Consider the following 14,312-nt stretch of genomic DNA (forward strand, 5'->3'; position numbering starts at 1 on the left):
GGGCGGATATGCGAGGCGGGTTTATTTCAGCGTGAAACGAAAAGACCCCCGGAACACCATTGGTCCGGGGGTCTGGCACCGAATGTCAGGCCATTTCGTGGCGCACGATCGTCTGGTCGCGGCCGGGGCCGACGCCGACGGCGGAGACGCGGGCGCCGGAGAGCTCCTCCAGGCGTTCGACGTAGGCGCGCGCGTTGGCCGGGAGCTCCTCGAAGGTGCGGCAGTGGGTGATGTCCTCCCACCAGCCGGGCAGCTCCTCGTAGACCGGGACGGCGTGGTGGACGTCGGTCTGGGTCATCGGCATGTCGTCGACCCGGCGGCCGTCGACCTCGTAGCCGACGCAGACCGGGACGGTGTCCAGGCCGGAGAGCACGTCGAGCTTGGTGAGGAAGTAGTCGGTGATGCCGTTGACCCTGGCCGCGTAGCGGGCGATCACCGCGTCGAACCAGCCGGTGCGGCGCAGCCGCTTGGTGGTGACGCCGATCTCGCCGCCGACCTTGCGCAGCCGCTCGCCCATGTCGTCGTCGAGCTCGGTCGGGAACGGGCCGGAGCCGACCCGGGTGGTGTAGGCCTTGAGGATGCCGATCACCGTGGTGATCCGGGTCGGGCCGATGCCCGAGCCAGCGCAGGCCCCGCCCGAGGTCGGGTTGGACGAGGTGACGAACGGGTAGGTGCCGTGGTCGACGTCGAGCAGGGTGCCCTGGGAGCCCTCCAGCAGCACCGTCTCGCCGCGCTCGAGGGCCTGGTTGAGCAGCAGCCGGGTGTCGGCGATGCGGTGGCCGAACCGCTCGGCCGAGGCCAGCACCTCGTCGACGACCTGGTTGGCGTCGAGCGCCTTGCGGTTGTAGATCTTGACCAGCATCTGGTTCTTGACGTCGAGCGCCGCCTCGACCTTCTGCCGGAGGATCTTCTCGTCCAGCAGGTCCTGCACCCGGACCCCGACCCTGGCGACCTTGTCCTGGTAGGCCGGGCCGATGCCGCGACCGGTGGTGCCGATCTTGGCCTTGCCCAGGTAGCGCTCGGTGACCTTATCGATGGCCACGTGGTAGGGCATGATCAGGTGCGCGTCGGCGGAGATGAGCAGGCGGGAGGTGTCGACGCCGCGCTCCTCGAGGCCCGCGAGCTCGGTGAGCAGCACACCGGGGTCGACGACAACGCCGTTGCCGATGACGTTGGTGACCGCCGGGCTCAGGATGCCGGAGGGGATCAGGTGCAGCGCGAACTTCTGACCGTCGGGCAGCACCACGGTGTGGCCCGCGTTGTTCCCGCCCTGGTACCGCACGATCCACTGAACGCGGTCGCCGAGCAGGTCGGTCGCCTTGCCCTTGCCCTCGTCGCCCCACTGGGCGCCGATCAGCACGATTGCCGGCATGTGAAACTCCAGGTGTTGGCAGTGTGGAGAAACTGTGGACACCCGTACCCGTGCTGCCTCGGGCGAATGCCGGTGACTGAGACTAGACCAGGAGACAGCAGTGAGCGCACTCGTGCTGGCCTGCGGAAACGCGGCCGACACCGCCCGGACGCCCACGCTCACCGAGCGTGACGGCATCGCCTGGCGGCCGGTGCCCGCGACCCCCGGCCGTGCGGACCTGGACGCGCTGCTCAAGGCCACCGGCGGCGAGCGGGTGGTGGTGCTGGGCACCGACGCTGACCTGGCCGCTGTGGTGCTGCGCGTGATGCGCCTCGACCGCCTCGCCACCACCCCGATCGGCTACGTCCCGGTCGACCCGCGCGCCTCCGCGGTGCCCGCCCTGTGGGGCCTCCCGCGCGATCACGCCGCTCTGGTCGAGGTGGCGCTCTCCGGCGAGATCGACCCCTTCCCGCTGATCCGCGACGACTCCGGGGGCGTCCTGGTGGGTCAGGCCGCGATCGACCAGCCGCAGGGTGTCGCCTACTGCGACGACACCACCGCACTGCGCGGCCGCGCCAAGCGCATCGAGGCGACCCCCGACCCCACCGGCGGCCCCGGCCTGCTGGTCCGGGTCACCACCGGGCTCTTCGGCAAGAAGGTCGCCACCCACGCCTGCCGCGCGTTCCAGATCGGCTGCGTCCGCACCCTGCTGACCCACGACGGCGTGCCGAAGGACGTGGCGAAGTGGACGTGGTACCGGCACACGGAGGACCTCCGCGTCGCCAGGGGTGTGGTGTGACGGCCGCGAACCCCAGCGCGACCCCAGTTCCGCGGCCGCGTTCGCACAGCGTCTTTCACAGTCCGTCGCGAGTCCGTCACCCATAGGGGTGGCGCGCGCCATCTCCTCCGAGAACGGTGAGGGGCGGTCCTCTTCCCTGCCGACCGGAGGAAACGATGGTGACCAAGACTCGCGCGGGAGCTGTGCTCGCCGCGCTGATCGCTGTGTTCGCCCTGGCCACGCCCGCCGCGGCGACGCCGCCGGGGATCCCGAGCGAGGCCACGGCCCGTGCTGAGCTGGGCGGGCTGGCGGTGCGCGCCGACGGGTCCATGACCGGGTACTCGCGGGACAAGTTCCCGCACTGGGTGATCATCTCGGGCGCGTGCGACACCCGCGAGACCGTGCTCAAGCGCGACGGCAGCGGGGTGGGCACGAACTCGTCGTGCCAGGCGACCTCGGGCAGCTGGTACAGCCCCTACGACGGCGCCACCTGGTCCGCGGCGTCCGATGTGGACATCGACCACGTGGTGCCGCTGGCCGCCGCGTGGCGGTCGGGGGCTTCGGGGTGGACGACCACGAAGCGGCAGCAGTTCGCCAACGACCTGAGCCACCCGCAGCTGATCGCGGTGACCGACAACGTGAACCAGTCCAAGGGGGACAAGGGTCCCGAGAGCTGGAAGCCGCCCGCCTCCGGTTACTGGTGCACCTACGCGAAGATGTGGACGCGGGTGAAGTACACCTACGGCCTCAGCGTCAACTCCTCGGAGAAGTCCGCGCTGCTGGGCATGCTCGACCGCTGCTGAGGCACCGCGCGGGCGCCGGGTGCGACGACCGCCCCGGCACCTGCGCGGACCAGACCGACTACCCGGACCGACTAGATCAGGCCGAGGTGGGCCGGGGCAGCCGGGTCGGAGTCGGCGAGGAACTTCGAGCAGCGCTCGTACTCCTCGGTGTCGTCGATCGCCTTCGCCGCCGTGGCGAGCGCGGCCAGCGCGCGCAGGAAACCCTGGTTGGGCCGGTGCGACCACGGCACCGGGCCGAAGCCCTTCCAGCCGGACCGGCGGAGCTGGTCGAGACCGCGGTGGTAGCCGGTGCGCGCGTAGGCGTACGCGGCGATGGGCTCACCGGCGGCCAGCGAGCGCTCGGCCAGCGCGGCCCACGCCTCGCTGAAGTCCGGCCAGCGGGTGGCGACCTCGACCGGGTCGCCGCCCTCCAGCGCGGCCTGGGGTTCGGCGCGGTCGGGCAGCAGGGTCGGCTCGGGGCCGAGGAGGTTTCCGTGCATTCCCCCATCCTGCCGTACCGGACGGTGCGTGATCGGGCGACTACCGCGGGGGCGAATCGGACACCCGGGGTTCCTGCGCGCGGGTGACCGGGGTCATCATGGCCCGGTGAGACAGGGTGTGGAGATCGGCGGGCCGGTCGCGCAGTTCAAGGCGTTCTTCCGGCTGCACTGGACCAGGGGTGCCGCTGGTCGGGAAACCCCGGAGTGGGTGTGGCGCTTCGCCTACCGCACCTGGCTGCTGGCGCTGCTGTTCAAGCTGCTCGGGTCCTCTTGGGACGAGTCGTGGCACTTCAAGTTCCTGCGCGACGACCTGGCGCCGCCGCACCTGATCAACACGCTGGGCACCGGGATCGCGGTCGTGCTGGTGGCCATCCACACCTTCACCGGGATGGCGGCGACCCGCCGCTCGCAGCGGGTGGTGCAATCCGGCTTGGCCGTGTTCCTCATCGCGGCGCCGCTCGACGTGATCAACCACCGGGTGAACGGGCTGGACCTGACCGCGTGGAGCCCGTCGCACGCGCTGCTGTACCTGGGGACGGCGTTGATGATCGCGGGCCTGATCGACGGCTGGTTCGCGGCCGGGCCGAAGGGCCCGGGGTGGACGCTGGTGCTCGGCGCGCTGTGGGTGTTCTTCCTGGAGAACACGTTGTTCCCCAACGGTCAGCAGGAGTACGGGACGCTGGAGATGACTTCCTGCATGCCCAACGGCGTGCTGGACGCCAACAGCTGCTACGCCGAGCGCGAATTGCTGGAGTTCGCGGCGAACCAGCTCGGTCGACCGGTGGACTACACGGCGATCGAGCATTTCGCGCTGCCGATCCCTTCGTGGGTCTACCCGTTGTGGGGCATCGGTGTGGCGGCCCTGGTGTTGGCCGTCGCGGCCAAGACGATCGGCAAGACGTGGGCGGCCACCGCGGTCGCGGGCATCTATGTGCTCTACCGCGCGGCGATCTGGCCGATGCTCGTCGCAGCTGACTTCCCGCCGTCGACGGTGCCGTTCTACCTGGTGTTCGTCGGCCTCGCCGTTGACCTCGTCCGCCGGGCGAAGCTGCCGCATCTTGGTGAAGCTGCCGCAGGGGCGATCGCTGTAACAGCCCTCGGCTACGGCGCCCTCTATGTGCAAGAGCAGCTGCTGGACGCGCCTCCGACCGCCTGGTGGTCGGCGCCTATAGCGCTCGTCGGCGTAGCAGTGCTGTGGGCGGCAGGGCGGCCTATAGCGCAGCGATTTACCCAAGACAGCCAAAGAGTGGCCTAGGACAGCAAGAAGGCCCTCTCCCAGGACGAGGAGAGGGCCTTCGCTGTGTCCGGACTAGCCCGCGATCATGCGACCCGCGGACTTCAGGTGCTCGCACGCCTGCGTGATGCGCGCGGCCATGGCCTGCTCTGCCGCCTTGAGGTAGCTGCGCGGGTCGTAGACCTTCTTGTTGCCCACCTCGCCGTCGATCTTGAGCACGCCGTCGTAGTTGGCGAACATGTGCGCGGCGATAGGGCGGGTGAACGCGTACTGGGTGTCGGTGTCGATGTTCATCTTGATGACGCCGTAGGACACCGCCTCGTGGATCTCCTCCAGCAGCGAGCCGGAGCCGCCGTGGAAGACCAGGTCGAACGGCTTGGCGCCGTCGCCGAGGCCGAGCTTCTGCGCGACGACGTCCTGACCCTGCTTGAGGATCTCCGGGCGCAGCTTGACGTTGCCCGGCTTGTAGACGCCGTGCACGTTGCCGAAGGTGGCCGCCAGCAGGTAGCGCCCCTTCTCGCCGGTGCCGAGCGCGTCGACGGTCTTGAGGTAGTCCTCGGCGGAGGTGTAGAGCTTGTCGTTGATCTCGTTGGCGACGCCGTCCTCCTCACCGCCGACGACACCCACCTCGATCTCCAGCACGATCCGCGCCGCGGCCGCCTTCTCCAGCAGCTCGGCGGCGATCTGCAGGTTCTCGTCGAGCGGCACCGCGGAGCCGTCCCACATGTGCGACTGGAACAGCGGGTTGCCGCCGCCGGAGACCCGCTCCTGGCTGATCGCGATCAGCGGGCGGACGAACCCGTCGAGCTTGTCCTTGGGGCAGTGGTCGGTGTGCAGCGCGACGTTCACCGGGTACTTGGCGGCGACGACGTGGGCGAACTCGGCGAGCGAGACCGCGCCGGTGACCATGTCCTTGACCTTGGTGCCGGAGGCGAACTCCGCGCCGCCGGTCGAGACCTGGATGATCCCGTCGCTCTCGGCCTCGGCGAACCCGCGCAGCGCGGCGTTCAGGGTCTCCGACGAGGTCACGTTGATGGCGGGGTAAGCGAACTCGTTCGCCTTGGCCCGGTCCAGCATTTCCGCGTAGACCTCGGGTGTGGCGATGGGCATCGTGCTCCTCCTCGGGGTGGCCTGCGCCGTTCTGGCGCATCCTACGAGCAGCGCTCGATCCCCGTGCCGGGCGCGGTGGTGCCAGACTGGTCACATGGCAACGGCTACCTGGAACGGCGAGGTCATCGCCGAGAGCGATGACACCGTCGTGGTCGAGGACAACCACTACTTCCCCTACGAGTCGGTGCACCAGCACCTGCTGCGCCCGTCGGAGACCACCACCGAGTGCGGCTGGAAGGGCACCGCGAACTACTACACGCTGCACGTCGGCGGCGAGGAGAACGTCGACGCGGTCTGGTACTACGCCGAACCCAAGCCGGAGGCCGAGCAGATCAAGGGCCGCGTCGCGTTCTGGAAGGGCGTCGAGGTCACCGCGTAATCGAAGTTCGACGTCCGTCGAACCGGAGTAGGTTCGCCGCATGACGCGAATCGGCTCGACGGAACTAGACGTCTTCCCGCTCAACCTCGGCGCGAACGTGTTCGGCTGGACAGCGGACTCGGCGGCGTCATTCGCCGTATTGGACGCCTACGCCGCGGCGGGCGGGAACTTCGTCGACACGGCGGACATGTACTCGCAGTGGGCGCCGGGCAACTCCGGCGGCGAGTCGGAGACGATCATCGGCCAGTGGCTGGCCGCGCGGGGCAAGCGCGACGAGTTCGTCGTGGCGACGAAGTTGTCCGCGCTGGAGGGCTTCAAGGGGCTTTCCGCGGCGAACGTCAAGGCCGCCGCGGAAGGCTCCCTCAAGCGCCTGGGGACCGACCGGATCGACCTGTACTACGCGCACTACGACGACGAGAACACGCCTATCGAGGAGACCCTCACCGCCTTCGACGCGCTCGTGCGCGAGGGCAAGGTCCGCTACATCGCCGCGTCGAACCTGTCCGCGAAGCGGATCGAGGAGTCGTTGGCGATCTCCGACCGCGAGGGGCTGGCCCGGTACGTGGCGATTCAGCCGCACTACAGCCTCGTCGAGCGCGCGGGCTACGAGAACGAGTACGCCGCTTTGGCCGCCAAGGAGAACTTGGGCGTGCTGCCGTACTGGTCGCTCGCAAGGGGTTTCCTCACGGGGAAGTACCGCGACGACAGTGCTGCCGTGGACAGTCCGCGCGCTGGCGCCGCTTCGGCTTACCTCGACGACCGAGGCAGGCGTGTCTTGGCCGCCTTGGACGAGGTCGCGGCGACGCACGCGACCACGGTGGCGGCTGTGGCCCTGGCATGGCTGACCGCGCAGCCCAACGTTGTTGCGCCTATTGCGAGCGCGCGCACGCCTGAGCAGTTGGCGGATCTACTGCCCTCTGTGGACCTCAAGCTCAGCGACGACGAGGTGACGGAGCTGACGAACGCGGCGGCCTAGTCAACGGGCTCCAAGGCCGAGCGGTACCCCAGCACGACCAGCAGGTGGCGGGCGTGGGCGAGGACTTCCGGGTCATCGCCCGCGCCCGCTGCCACGAGCGTGTCCGTAAGAGCGGCGCGTTGCTCTGGCACGTGCACGTCCTCGGCGACCTCGGCGTCGACCACCTCGTCCTCGTCGCGGCGGTGCAGCACCCGCCGGATCTGGGCGGTCAGCGCGGCGTAGGCGTCCGCGGCCGCGGTGGTGGTCGTCGTGGTGGTAGCCGCGGCTCCGGCGAGCAGCGCGGTCACGACCAGGTGCACCGACAACGGTCCTCCGATCACGTCATGGGTCAACCACGCAGCGTGGCTGGCGCCCATCACATCGACGGACCCCGGTCGTGGGTTACCGGCCTGACCGAAATACGTGTTACTCGCGGTAGCTTACTCGCGGTAAGGTGAGGTACCGTCCGGTAACCACCGTTGCTTGGAGGCACCCATGGGCGTGACGAACCTGCTGGCCCGCGACCACGACGTCGCCGGGAAGGTCATCCTGATCACCGGCGCCGCCCGCGGTTTCGGTGCGGGCCTTGCCCGCCGGTTCGCCGCCCGCGGCGCCAAAGTCGCCCTGGTCGGGCTGGAGCCGCAGGAGCTGGCCGCGGTCGCCGCGGAGTGCGGGCCCAACGCGGCGGTCTTCGAAGCCGACGTGACCGACTGGGACGCCCTGCGCGCCGCCGCCGAGGGCACCGTCGAGCGCTTCGGCGGGATCGACGTCGTGATCGCCAACGCGGGCATCGCGGCGGCCGGGTTCGTCCGCTCGATCGACCCGGCGGCCTTCGAGCGCACGATCGAGGTCGACCTGCTGGGGGTCTGGCGGACCGTCCGGGTCACCCTGCCGCACGTCATCGAGCGCAAGGGCTACGTGCTGGTCGTGTCGTCCATGGCCGCGATCGCGCACGCCCCGGCGATGGCCGCCTACGCCGCCGCCAAGGCCGGGGTGGAGGCGTTCACCAACAGCCTGCGCGCCGAGGTCAGGCACCTGGGCGTCAAGGTCGGTGTCGCGCACCCGACCTGGATCGCGACCGACCTGGTCAACGGTGCCGACGCGCACCCGGTCTTCGGGCCGCTGCGGTCGGCGATGCCCGGCCCGATCGGCAAGACCTACCCGGTGGCGGTGGCGCTCGACGCGCTGGAGGCCGGGGTGCTGCGCCGCGACCGGACCGTGCACGTGCCGGGCTGGGTCGGGCTGCTCAAGCTCGTGCGCGCGTTCCTGCCGCCGATCATCGAGATCGGCGGGCGGCTGCGCGGCAACATGGTCGCCAAGGCCGACCGGGCCGCGCTGGCCGACATCGCCGAACGCGGGGCCGAGGTGTCCTCGCGGCCGGTCGGTGCTGGCGGAGCGGCGGCCGTGCGGGCAAGGTAGCTGCCGTGTCCAGGCGCGAGCAGATCAAGATGACCCCGACCGAGGTGCGCGAGTTCCTCGGCGAGCAGCGGACCGCGGTCGTGGCGTCGATCGGGCGCGACAACCGGCCGCACATGGTGCCGCTGTGGTACGTCCCCGAGGGCGACGGGCTCGTCTCGTGGACCTACGAGAGCTCGCAGAAGGTCGTCAACCTGCGCCGACTGCCGCAGGCGACGGTGCTCGTCGAGGCCGGTGAGTCCTATGAGGAGCTGCGCGGCGTGCTCAGCGAGTGCGACGTCGAGGTCGTGACCGATGTCGAGGAGATCGTCCGGATCGGCAGCGCGATCACCGAGCGGTACACCGGCAGCGCCGACGTCGCGGTGGCGGCCACCCAGTTCGTCCGGGCCCAAGCGGCCAAGCGGGTGGGCCTGCGGTTCACGCCCACCCACACGACCTCGTGGGACCACCGGAAGCTGGGCGGCACCTACTAGTCGAGCGCTGCCGGGGTTCCCATCACGACGTTCCACTCGCGGATGACGCGCGAGGCGGCGACGTCCTGCAGCGTGTACGGGTCGACGGCGAGCAGGTCGTCGAGCTCGGCGCGGTCGGCGGCGCGCAGGATGACGAACCCGCCGCTGCCGTCGGCCCACGGGCCCGCGGCGAGGACCTGACCCGACTCGACCATGGGCCGCAGGTACTCGCGGTGGGCCGGGCGGGCGGCGGTGAGCCGGTCGAGGTCGTCGACGTAGCGGGTGTCCACGGTGAACCAGGTCATGGCGCCATCATCGCAAGCGCAGGTCGGACGGTGTGCCCGCGGGTCCCGGCCCGGTAAGGTCAGCCCGTGGCAGGGGAAGACATCCAGGCAGGAGCCCCGCGGGCGGCGGGGCAGGGCAACGCCGAGCAGACGGTCGAACAGACCCTGACTCGGCTGCGGGCGATCGACACCAAGAGCGCGCCGCCGCCGAAGCCGGACGCGCCGCTCACCCTCGAGGACCTCTACCGGACGCACCGGATGCGGTTGATCCGGCTGGCGTTGTTGCTGGTGGACGAGCCCGCGACGGCCGAGGACGTGGTGCAGGAGGCCTTCACCGGCCTGCACCGCAACTGGGGCGGTCTGCGTGATTCGGCCGCCGCGGTGGGGTACCTGCGGACGGCGGTGGTCAACGGTTCGCGCAGCGTGCTCCGGCGGCGCAAGACCGCGCGGGAGTACACCCCGCCGCACGCGGTCAACGCGCGGTCGGCCGAGAGCCTTGCCATGCTGACCGCGGAGCACCAGAGCGTGGTCCGGGCTCTTTCGCAGTTGCCGCCGCGCCAGCGCGAGGTGCTGGTGCTGCGCTACTACGGCAACCTCACCGAAGCCGAGATCGCGGAGGCGGCCGGTATCTCCAAGGGCACGGTCAAATCGACCGCCAGCCGGGCGTTGGAGGCGCTGCAGAAGATCATGAACACGCCGTAGGCGTACTCCTACTGGGCGAAGTTGGTTTAGACCATTGCGGTATAGACCAATACACTGCCACTGTGCACTGTCGCGTGCACGGACGCTCGGAGGACCATCAAATGGCAGGACGGCTCATCGCAGGAGGCAGACTCGTCACCGCGGAAGGCGTGGTGGACGACGGCTGGCTGCTGGTCGAAGACGGCTACATCTCGGCCCTCGGCAGCGGTGAGCGTCCGCGCGCCGACGAGACGGTCGACGCCGGTGGCGCCTGGGTGGTCCCCGGGTTCGTCGACATCCACTGCCACGGCGGCGGCGGCGAGCCGTTCATGAGCACCGACCCGGCCAGGGCCAGGGTCGCGGTCGACACGCACGCCAAGCACGGCACGACCACGCTGCTGGCCAGCCTGGTCTCCCGCCCGGTAGACGAGCTGGTCAACCAGATCTCGGCGCTGCGCGAGCTGGTGGAGGACGGACTGCTCGCGGGTGTGCACCTGGAGGGCCCATTCCTCTCCGCCGCCCGCTGCGGCGCGCACGACCCGAACATCCTGCGCCCCCCGGCCACCGACGCGGTCGAGCGGCTGCTGCGCGCGGGCGGCGGCGCGGTCCGGATGGTGACGCTGGCCCCCGAGCTGGAGAACTCGGTCAACGCCGTGCGCCAGCTGGTCGACGGCGGCTCGATCGCCGCGATCGGGCACACCGACGCCACCGAGGCCCAGGTCATGCCCGCGGTGGACGCCGGGGCGACCGTGGCCACCCACCTGTTCAACGGCATGCGCCCGCTGCACCACCGCGAACCCGGCCCGATCGGGGCACTGCTCGACGACGAGCGGGTGACCGTGGAGCTGATCTGCGACCTGGTGCACCTGAGCCCGACCATCGTCCGGCTGGCCGCCAAGCACGCGGGCCTCGGCAGGACCGTGCTGGTCACCGACGCCATCGCCGCGGCGGGGGTCGGCGACGGGTCCTACGACATCGGCGGCCTGGAGGTCGTGGTCAAGGACGGCGTGCCGACCCTGGCAGGCGGCACGTCACTGGCGGGCAGCACGCTCACGATGGACGTCGCGTTCCGCAACCTCGTGCAGGGCTGCGGGCTGTCGGTCCCCGAGGCCGTCGCCGCAACCTCGACCCGCCCCGCCGCGCTGCTGGGCCTGGCCGACACGACCGGCAAGCTCGCCAAGGGCCTGCACGCGGACGTGGTGCTGCTCAACCAGGGTCTGCAGGTCGGCTCGGTCATGCGCCGGGGCTCCTGGGTGGGTTAACGTCGCGGCATGACCGCGGCCGACCCAGAGCGCCTGCTCACCGACGCCCTGCGCGCGCAGGCCGCGCGCACCCCGGTCGCCGAACCGACCGAACCGGTCGACCTGGGCACCACCACCGCCCGGGCGGAGCACGACCTGCCGCCCAGGGTGTGGTGGGTGCTGGCGCTCGCGCTGTTGCTCGGACTGGCCGCCGGTTCACTCGTCGGGTTCCTCACCCTGCTCCGCTGAACCCCGCCGCTGACACGCTGTGTGACCAGGCAAACCCGGCGCTGAACCCGCACAGCCCAGCCCTGTACCTTGACCGGGTGCGCGCCGACCTTCCCGTGAACCAGGCCCTGCTCCCAGACTGGCTGGACCCCGAGGTCATCCTCAGCAGCCTGGGGCCGTACCTGCTGCCGGTGCTCTGCCTGATCATCTTCGCGGAGTGCGGCCTGCTGCTCGGCTTCTTCCTGCCGGGCGACTCGCTGCTGTTCACGGCGGGCCTGTTCGTGGCCAAGGGCTACATCTCCACGCCGCTGTGGGTCATCTGCGTCCTGCTCACGGTCTGCGCGTTCATCGGCAACGTGGTCGGCTACTTCATCGGCTACAAGGCCGGTCCCGCGCTGTTCAACAAGCCGAACTCCAAGCTGTTCAAGCAGGAGCACGTCGCCAAGACGCACGGCTTCTTCGAGAAGTACGGTCCCCGCGCGATCGTGCTCGCCCGGTTCGTGCCGATCGTGCGCACCTTCATCACCGCCGTCGCCGGTGTCGGCCGGATGGACCGCCAGAAGTTCTTCACCTACTCGGCCATCGGCGGCGTGCTGTGGGCGACCGGGGTGACCGTGCTGGGCTACTTCCTCGGCCAGATCGACTTCATCCACAAGAACCTCGAGGCGATGATCCTGCTCATCGTGCTCATCTCGGTGCTGCCGATCATCTTCGAGGTCCTCAAGGCCCGCCGCGAGAAGAAGAAGGCAGCGGGCCTCTAGTAACACTCTCTCCCGCCACCCGCCCCCTCATCCCCGCCCGGCATCGTGCCCGGCTTGGTGAGAGGGCGGATCGGTTTTCGGGGCACTACGCCGCTGCCCAGATCTGGTGCGCGGCGGTGGCGGCGGCGGCTTGGTAAGCGGGTAGGAGCCTGCCCTCCACCACGACCTCGATCGGCCACTTCTCCTGGCGGGTCACCCACAGCCGCGAGCTGATGGCGCTATAGGTCCGCAGCTCGTCCGCGCCTTGCGGCACCTGCACCAGGTACACCCAGGTCGCCGGGTTCGTCGCGTCGGGCAACGGTTCCCGCCACACCCGGCGCACCCGCCGACCACCCGCGGTGGCGGCTTCGGCGGCGATGACCCGGTCGGCCGCGGCCGGGTCGGGGGCGTCGGCAGGGCCGGTGGGGCTGAACCGGTAGGCGGGGGTCGGCGCGGCGTCGACCACGGCCACCTCGGCCAATTCCGGGTCGTGCGGGTCGTCGAGCAGGGCGCGGATCAGCTCCGCCTCCTCCTCGGTGATGCCGATCCCCTCGTACTGCAGGTTCAGCAGCAGCGAGGACAGCGCCATCTCCTCCTCACCGGCGAAGAACTGCGATTGGACGACGCTGACGACGTCGTCGGGGAGCCTGCCCGCGAGTCGCCTGCAGACCTCGGTGGCGGTGGCGTACTGCAGTTGGTCCATGGTCACTTCCCCTGGTGCGGGCCGTGGTCAGTCCTGCTCGGGCGCGTCGATGATCTTGTCATCGCCCGGGGCGAACATGGAGCCGGGGTTGAACAGGTCGCCGGGGTCGAGCGCGGCCTTGACCGCCCGGTGCACCCGCAGCCCGACCGGGCCGATCTCGCGGGCCAGCCACTCGCGCTTGATCTTGCCGACGCCGTGTTCGCCGGTGATCGTGCCGCCGAGCCGCAGGCCGAGGTCGAGGATGTCGTCGAAGGCGCGCTGGGCGCGGGCGAACTCGTCGGCCGAGGTGGGGTCGTAGACGATCGTCGGGTGCATGTTGCCGTCGCCCGCGTGCCCGACGACGGCGACCCGCAGACCGACCTCGGCGCTGATCCGCTCGCAGCCCGCGATCAGGTCGGTGATCTTGGTGCGCGGCACGCAGACGTCGTCGGTCAGCCAGGCGCCGTAGGTCTCCAGCGCGGTCAGCACGGCGCGGCGGGCGGTCAGCAGCAGCGCGCCCTCGGCGAGGTCGAAGGTGGTGTGGGCGAGGGTGGCGCCCGCGTCCTGGCAGATCCGTTCGACCGCCGCCAGCTCCCGGCGGGCCGCGTCACCTCCGGCGTCGGATTGGCAGATCAGCAGTGCCGCGCTGCCGCTCCCGGCCCCGACCTCGGTCTTCAGGTGCGCCTCGACGGCCGCGATGGCGGTGGCGTCCATGATCTCCATCAGCGACGGCACGATCCCCTCGCGCACCACCCGGCTGACCGCCGCCCCCGCCGCGGCCGTGGAGTCGAACGCGGCGGCGAGGGTGCCGGGGGCTTGGGGCAGCGGCCGCAGCGCCAGGGTCGCCCGGGTGATCACGCCGAGGGTGCCCTCGCTGCCGATGAACAGCTTGGTCAGGTCGTAGCCCGCGACGCCCTTGACCGTGCGGCGACCGGTGTCGAGCACCTCGCCGTCGGCGAGCACCACCCGCAGGCCGATCACCGAGTCCGTGGTCACGCCGTACTTCACGCAGCACAGGCCGCCCGCGTTGGTGGCGACGTTGCCGCCGATGGTGCACCAGTCGTAGCTGGAGGGGTCCGGTGGGTAGAACAGGCCGTGCTTCTCCACCGCACCGCGCAGGTCGAGGTTGATGACCCCGGGTTCGACGACGGCGAGCCGGTTGTCCGGGTCGATCTCCAGGATCGCGTTCATCCTGGTCGTCACCAGCACGACGCAGCCGTCGATCGCGTTGGCCGCGCCGGACAGGCCGCTGCCCGCGCCGCGCGGCACGATCGGCACCCCGTGCTGGGCGCACGCCCGCACCACGGCCTGGACCTGCTCAGTCGTCCTCGGCAGCACGACGGCCAGCGGGGTGCCGTAAGGGGCAAGCGGCATCATGTCCCGCTCGTAGCTGGGCAGGACCTCGGGATCGGTGATCACCCCGTCCGGGTCGAGCGAGGTCTTGAGCCGGGCCAGCAACTCTGCGGATGTCACCGAGGCGTGCACGGATGTCACCGTAG

The 14,312-nt window shown here is 70.5% G+C and carries 18 protein-coding genes; 11 read left to right on the plus strand and 7 right to left on the minus strand.

The window, feature by feature from the left end; genetic code table 11:
* Positions 1-85: 85 nt before the first annotated feature.
* A complete protein-coding gene (locus JOD54_RS05245) occupies positions 86-1,372 on the minus strand; it encodes an adenylosuccinate synthase (RefSeq protein WP_204449445.1) in 1,287 nt (428 codons plus the stop codon).
* Between the two features lie 100 nt (positions 1,373-1,472).
* Here JOD54_RS05245 and JOD54_RS05250 point away from each other — a divergent pair, with 100 nt between their 5' ends.
* Positions 1,473-2,150: a hypothetical protein gene (locus tag JOD54_RS05250; protein WP_204449446.1), complete on the plus strand. Its 678-nt coding sequence runs from the start codon at positions 1,473-1,475 to the stop codon at positions 2,148-2,150.
* Between the two features lie 155 nt (positions 2,151-2,305).
* Positions 2,306-2,932 carry an HNH endonuclease family protein gene (locus JOD54_RS05255; protein ID WP_204449447.1) on the plus strand — a complete coding sequence of 209 codons (627 nt, stop codon included), beginning with the start codon at positions 2,306-2,308 and terminating at the stop codon, positions 2,930-2,932.
* Between the two features lie 71 nt (positions 2,933-3,003).
* Here the strand turns inward: JOD54_RS05255 and JOD54_RS05260 are convergent, their stop codons facing one another.
* Positions 3,004-3,411 (minus strand): DUF3151 domain-containing protein, encoded by a 408-nt coding sequence (locus tag JOD54_RS05260; RefSeq protein ID WP_204449448.1) that lies wholly within the window; start codon positions 3,409-3,411, stop codon positions 3,004-3,006.
* A 106-nt stretch (positions 3,412-3,517) separates the two neighbouring features.
* On the opposite strand from JOD54_RS05260, the gene JOD54_RS05265 reads away from it, so the two are divergent.
* Entirely contained in the window at positions 3,518-4,666 is a 1,149-nt protein-coding gene (locus JOD54_RS05265) for a hypothetical protein (protein WP_204449449.1), read from the plus strand.
* A 54-nt stretch (positions 4,667-4,720) separates the two neighbouring features.
* Here the strand turns inward: JOD54_RS05265 and fbaA are convergent, their stop codons facing one another.
* Positions 4,721-5,755 carry a class II fructose-bisphosphate aldolase gene (fbaA, locus tag JOD54_RS05270; RefSeq protein WP_204449450.1) on the minus strand — a complete coding sequence of 345 codons (1,035 nt, stop codon included), beginning with the start codon at positions 5,753-5,755 and terminating at the stop codon, positions 4,721-4,723.
* A 94-nt stretch (positions 5,756-5,849) separates the two neighbouring features.
* Here fbaA and JOD54_RS05275 point away from each other — a divergent pair, with 94 nt between their 5' ends.
* Both JOD54_RS05275 and JOD54_RS05280 read left to right on the plus strand, forming a co-directional pair.
* Positions 5,850-6,134, plus strand: coding sequence for a DUF427 domain-containing protein (locus JOD54_RS05275; RefSeq protein ID WP_204449451.1), 285 nt, complete (start codon positions 5,850-5,852; stop codon positions 6,132-6,134).
* 40 nt (positions 6,135-6,174) lie between these two features.
* Complete coding sequence (locus JOD54_RS05280) at positions 6,175-7,110, plus strand: aldo/keto reductase (RefSeq protein WP_204449452.1); 936 nt, start codon at positions 6,175-6,177, stop codon at positions 7,108-7,110.
* Here JOD54_RS05280 and JOD54_RS05285 read toward each other — a convergent pair.
* Complete coding sequence (locus tag JOD54_RS05285) at positions 7,107-7,442, minus strand: hypothetical protein (RefSeq protein WP_204449453.1); 336 nt, start codon at positions 7,440-7,442, stop codon at positions 7,107-7,109. The two genes, JOD54_RS05280 and JOD54_RS05285, sit on opposite strands and share 4 nt — an antisense overlap.
* 142 nt (positions 7,443-7,584) lie before the next feature.
* On the opposite strand from JOD54_RS05285, the gene JOD54_RS05290 reads away from it, so the two are divergent.
* Together JOD54_RS05290 and JOD54_RS05295 are read left to right on the plus strand one after the other, a co-directional pair.
* Complete coding sequence (locus tag JOD54_RS05290) at positions 7,585-8,508, plus strand: short-chain dehydrogenase/reductase (protein ID WP_204449454.1); 924 nt, start codon at positions 7,585-7,587, stop codon at positions 8,506-8,508.
* Positions 8,509-8,513: 5 nt separating this feature from the next.
* Entirely contained in the window at positions 8,514-8,978 is a 465-nt protein-coding gene (locus tag JOD54_RS05295; RefSeq protein WP_204449455.1) for a pyridoxamine 5'-phosphate oxidase family protein, read from the plus strand.
* Here the strand turns inward: JOD54_RS05295 and JOD54_RS05300 are convergent.
* Positions 8,975-9,262: a YciI family protein gene (locus JOD54_RS05300; protein ID WP_204449456.1), complete on the minus strand. Its 288-nt coding sequence runs from the start codon at positions 9,260-9,262 to the stop codon at positions 8,975-8,977. The two genes, JOD54_RS05295 and JOD54_RS05300, sit on opposite strands and share 4 nt — an antisense overlap.
* 66 nt (positions 9,263-9,328) lie before the next feature.
* On the opposite strand from JOD54_RS05300, the gene JOD54_RS05305 reads away from it, so the two are divergent.
* The 4 genes from JOD54_RS05305 (at position 9,329) to JOD54_RS05320 (ending at position 12,152) form a co-directional block, all read left to right on the plus strand.
* Entirely contained in the window at positions 9,329-9,943 is a 615-nt protein-coding gene (locus tag JOD54_RS05305; protein WP_307859850.1) for a SigE family RNA polymerase sigma factor, read from the plus strand.
* A 101-nt stretch (positions 9,944-10,044) separates the two neighbouring features.
* Positions 10,045-11,184 carry an N-acetylglucosamine-6-phosphate deacetylase gene (gene nagA / locus JOD54_RS05310; protein ID WP_204449457.1) on the plus strand — a complete coding sequence of 380 codons (1,140 nt, stop codon included), beginning with the start codon at positions 10,045-10,047 and terminating at the stop codon, positions 11,182-11,184.
* Positions 11,185-11,193: 9 nt separating this feature from the next.
* Complete coding sequence (locus JOD54_RS05315; protein WP_204449458.1) at positions 11,194-11,412, plus strand: hypothetical protein; 219 nt, start codon at positions 11,194-11,196, stop codon at positions 11,410-11,412.
* Positions 11,413-11,489: 77 nt separating this feature from the next.
* Positions 11,490-12,152 carry a DedA family protein gene (locus JOD54_RS05320; RefSeq protein ID WP_204449459.1) on the plus strand — a complete coding sequence of 221 codons (663 nt, stop codon included), beginning with the start codon at positions 11,490-11,492 and terminating at the stop codon, positions 12,150-12,152.
* An 85-nt stretch (positions 12,153-12,237) separates the two neighbouring features.
* Here JOD54_RS05320 and JOD54_RS05325 read toward each other — a convergent pair whose 3' ends face one another.
* Positions 12,238-12,834 carry a hypothetical protein gene (locus tag JOD54_RS05325; protein ID WP_204449460.1) on the minus strand — a complete coding sequence of 199 codons (597 nt, stop codon included), beginning with the start codon at positions 12,832-12,834 and terminating at the stop codon, positions 12,238-12,240.
* 27 nt (positions 12,835-12,861) lie between these two features.
* Positions 12,862-14,286 (minus strand): FAD-binding oxidoreductase, encoded by a 1,425-nt coding sequence (locus JOD54_RS05330; protein WP_204456097.1) that lies wholly within the window; start codon positions 14,284-14,286, stop codon positions 12,862-12,864.
* Positions 14,287-14,312 lie beyond the last annotated feature (26 nt).

This window comes from Actinokineospora baliensis, assembly GCF_016907695.1.
GTDB classification, from domain to species: Bacteria; Actinomycetota; Actinomycetes; order Mycobacteriales; family Pseudonocardiaceae; genus Actinokineospora; species Actinokineospora baliensis.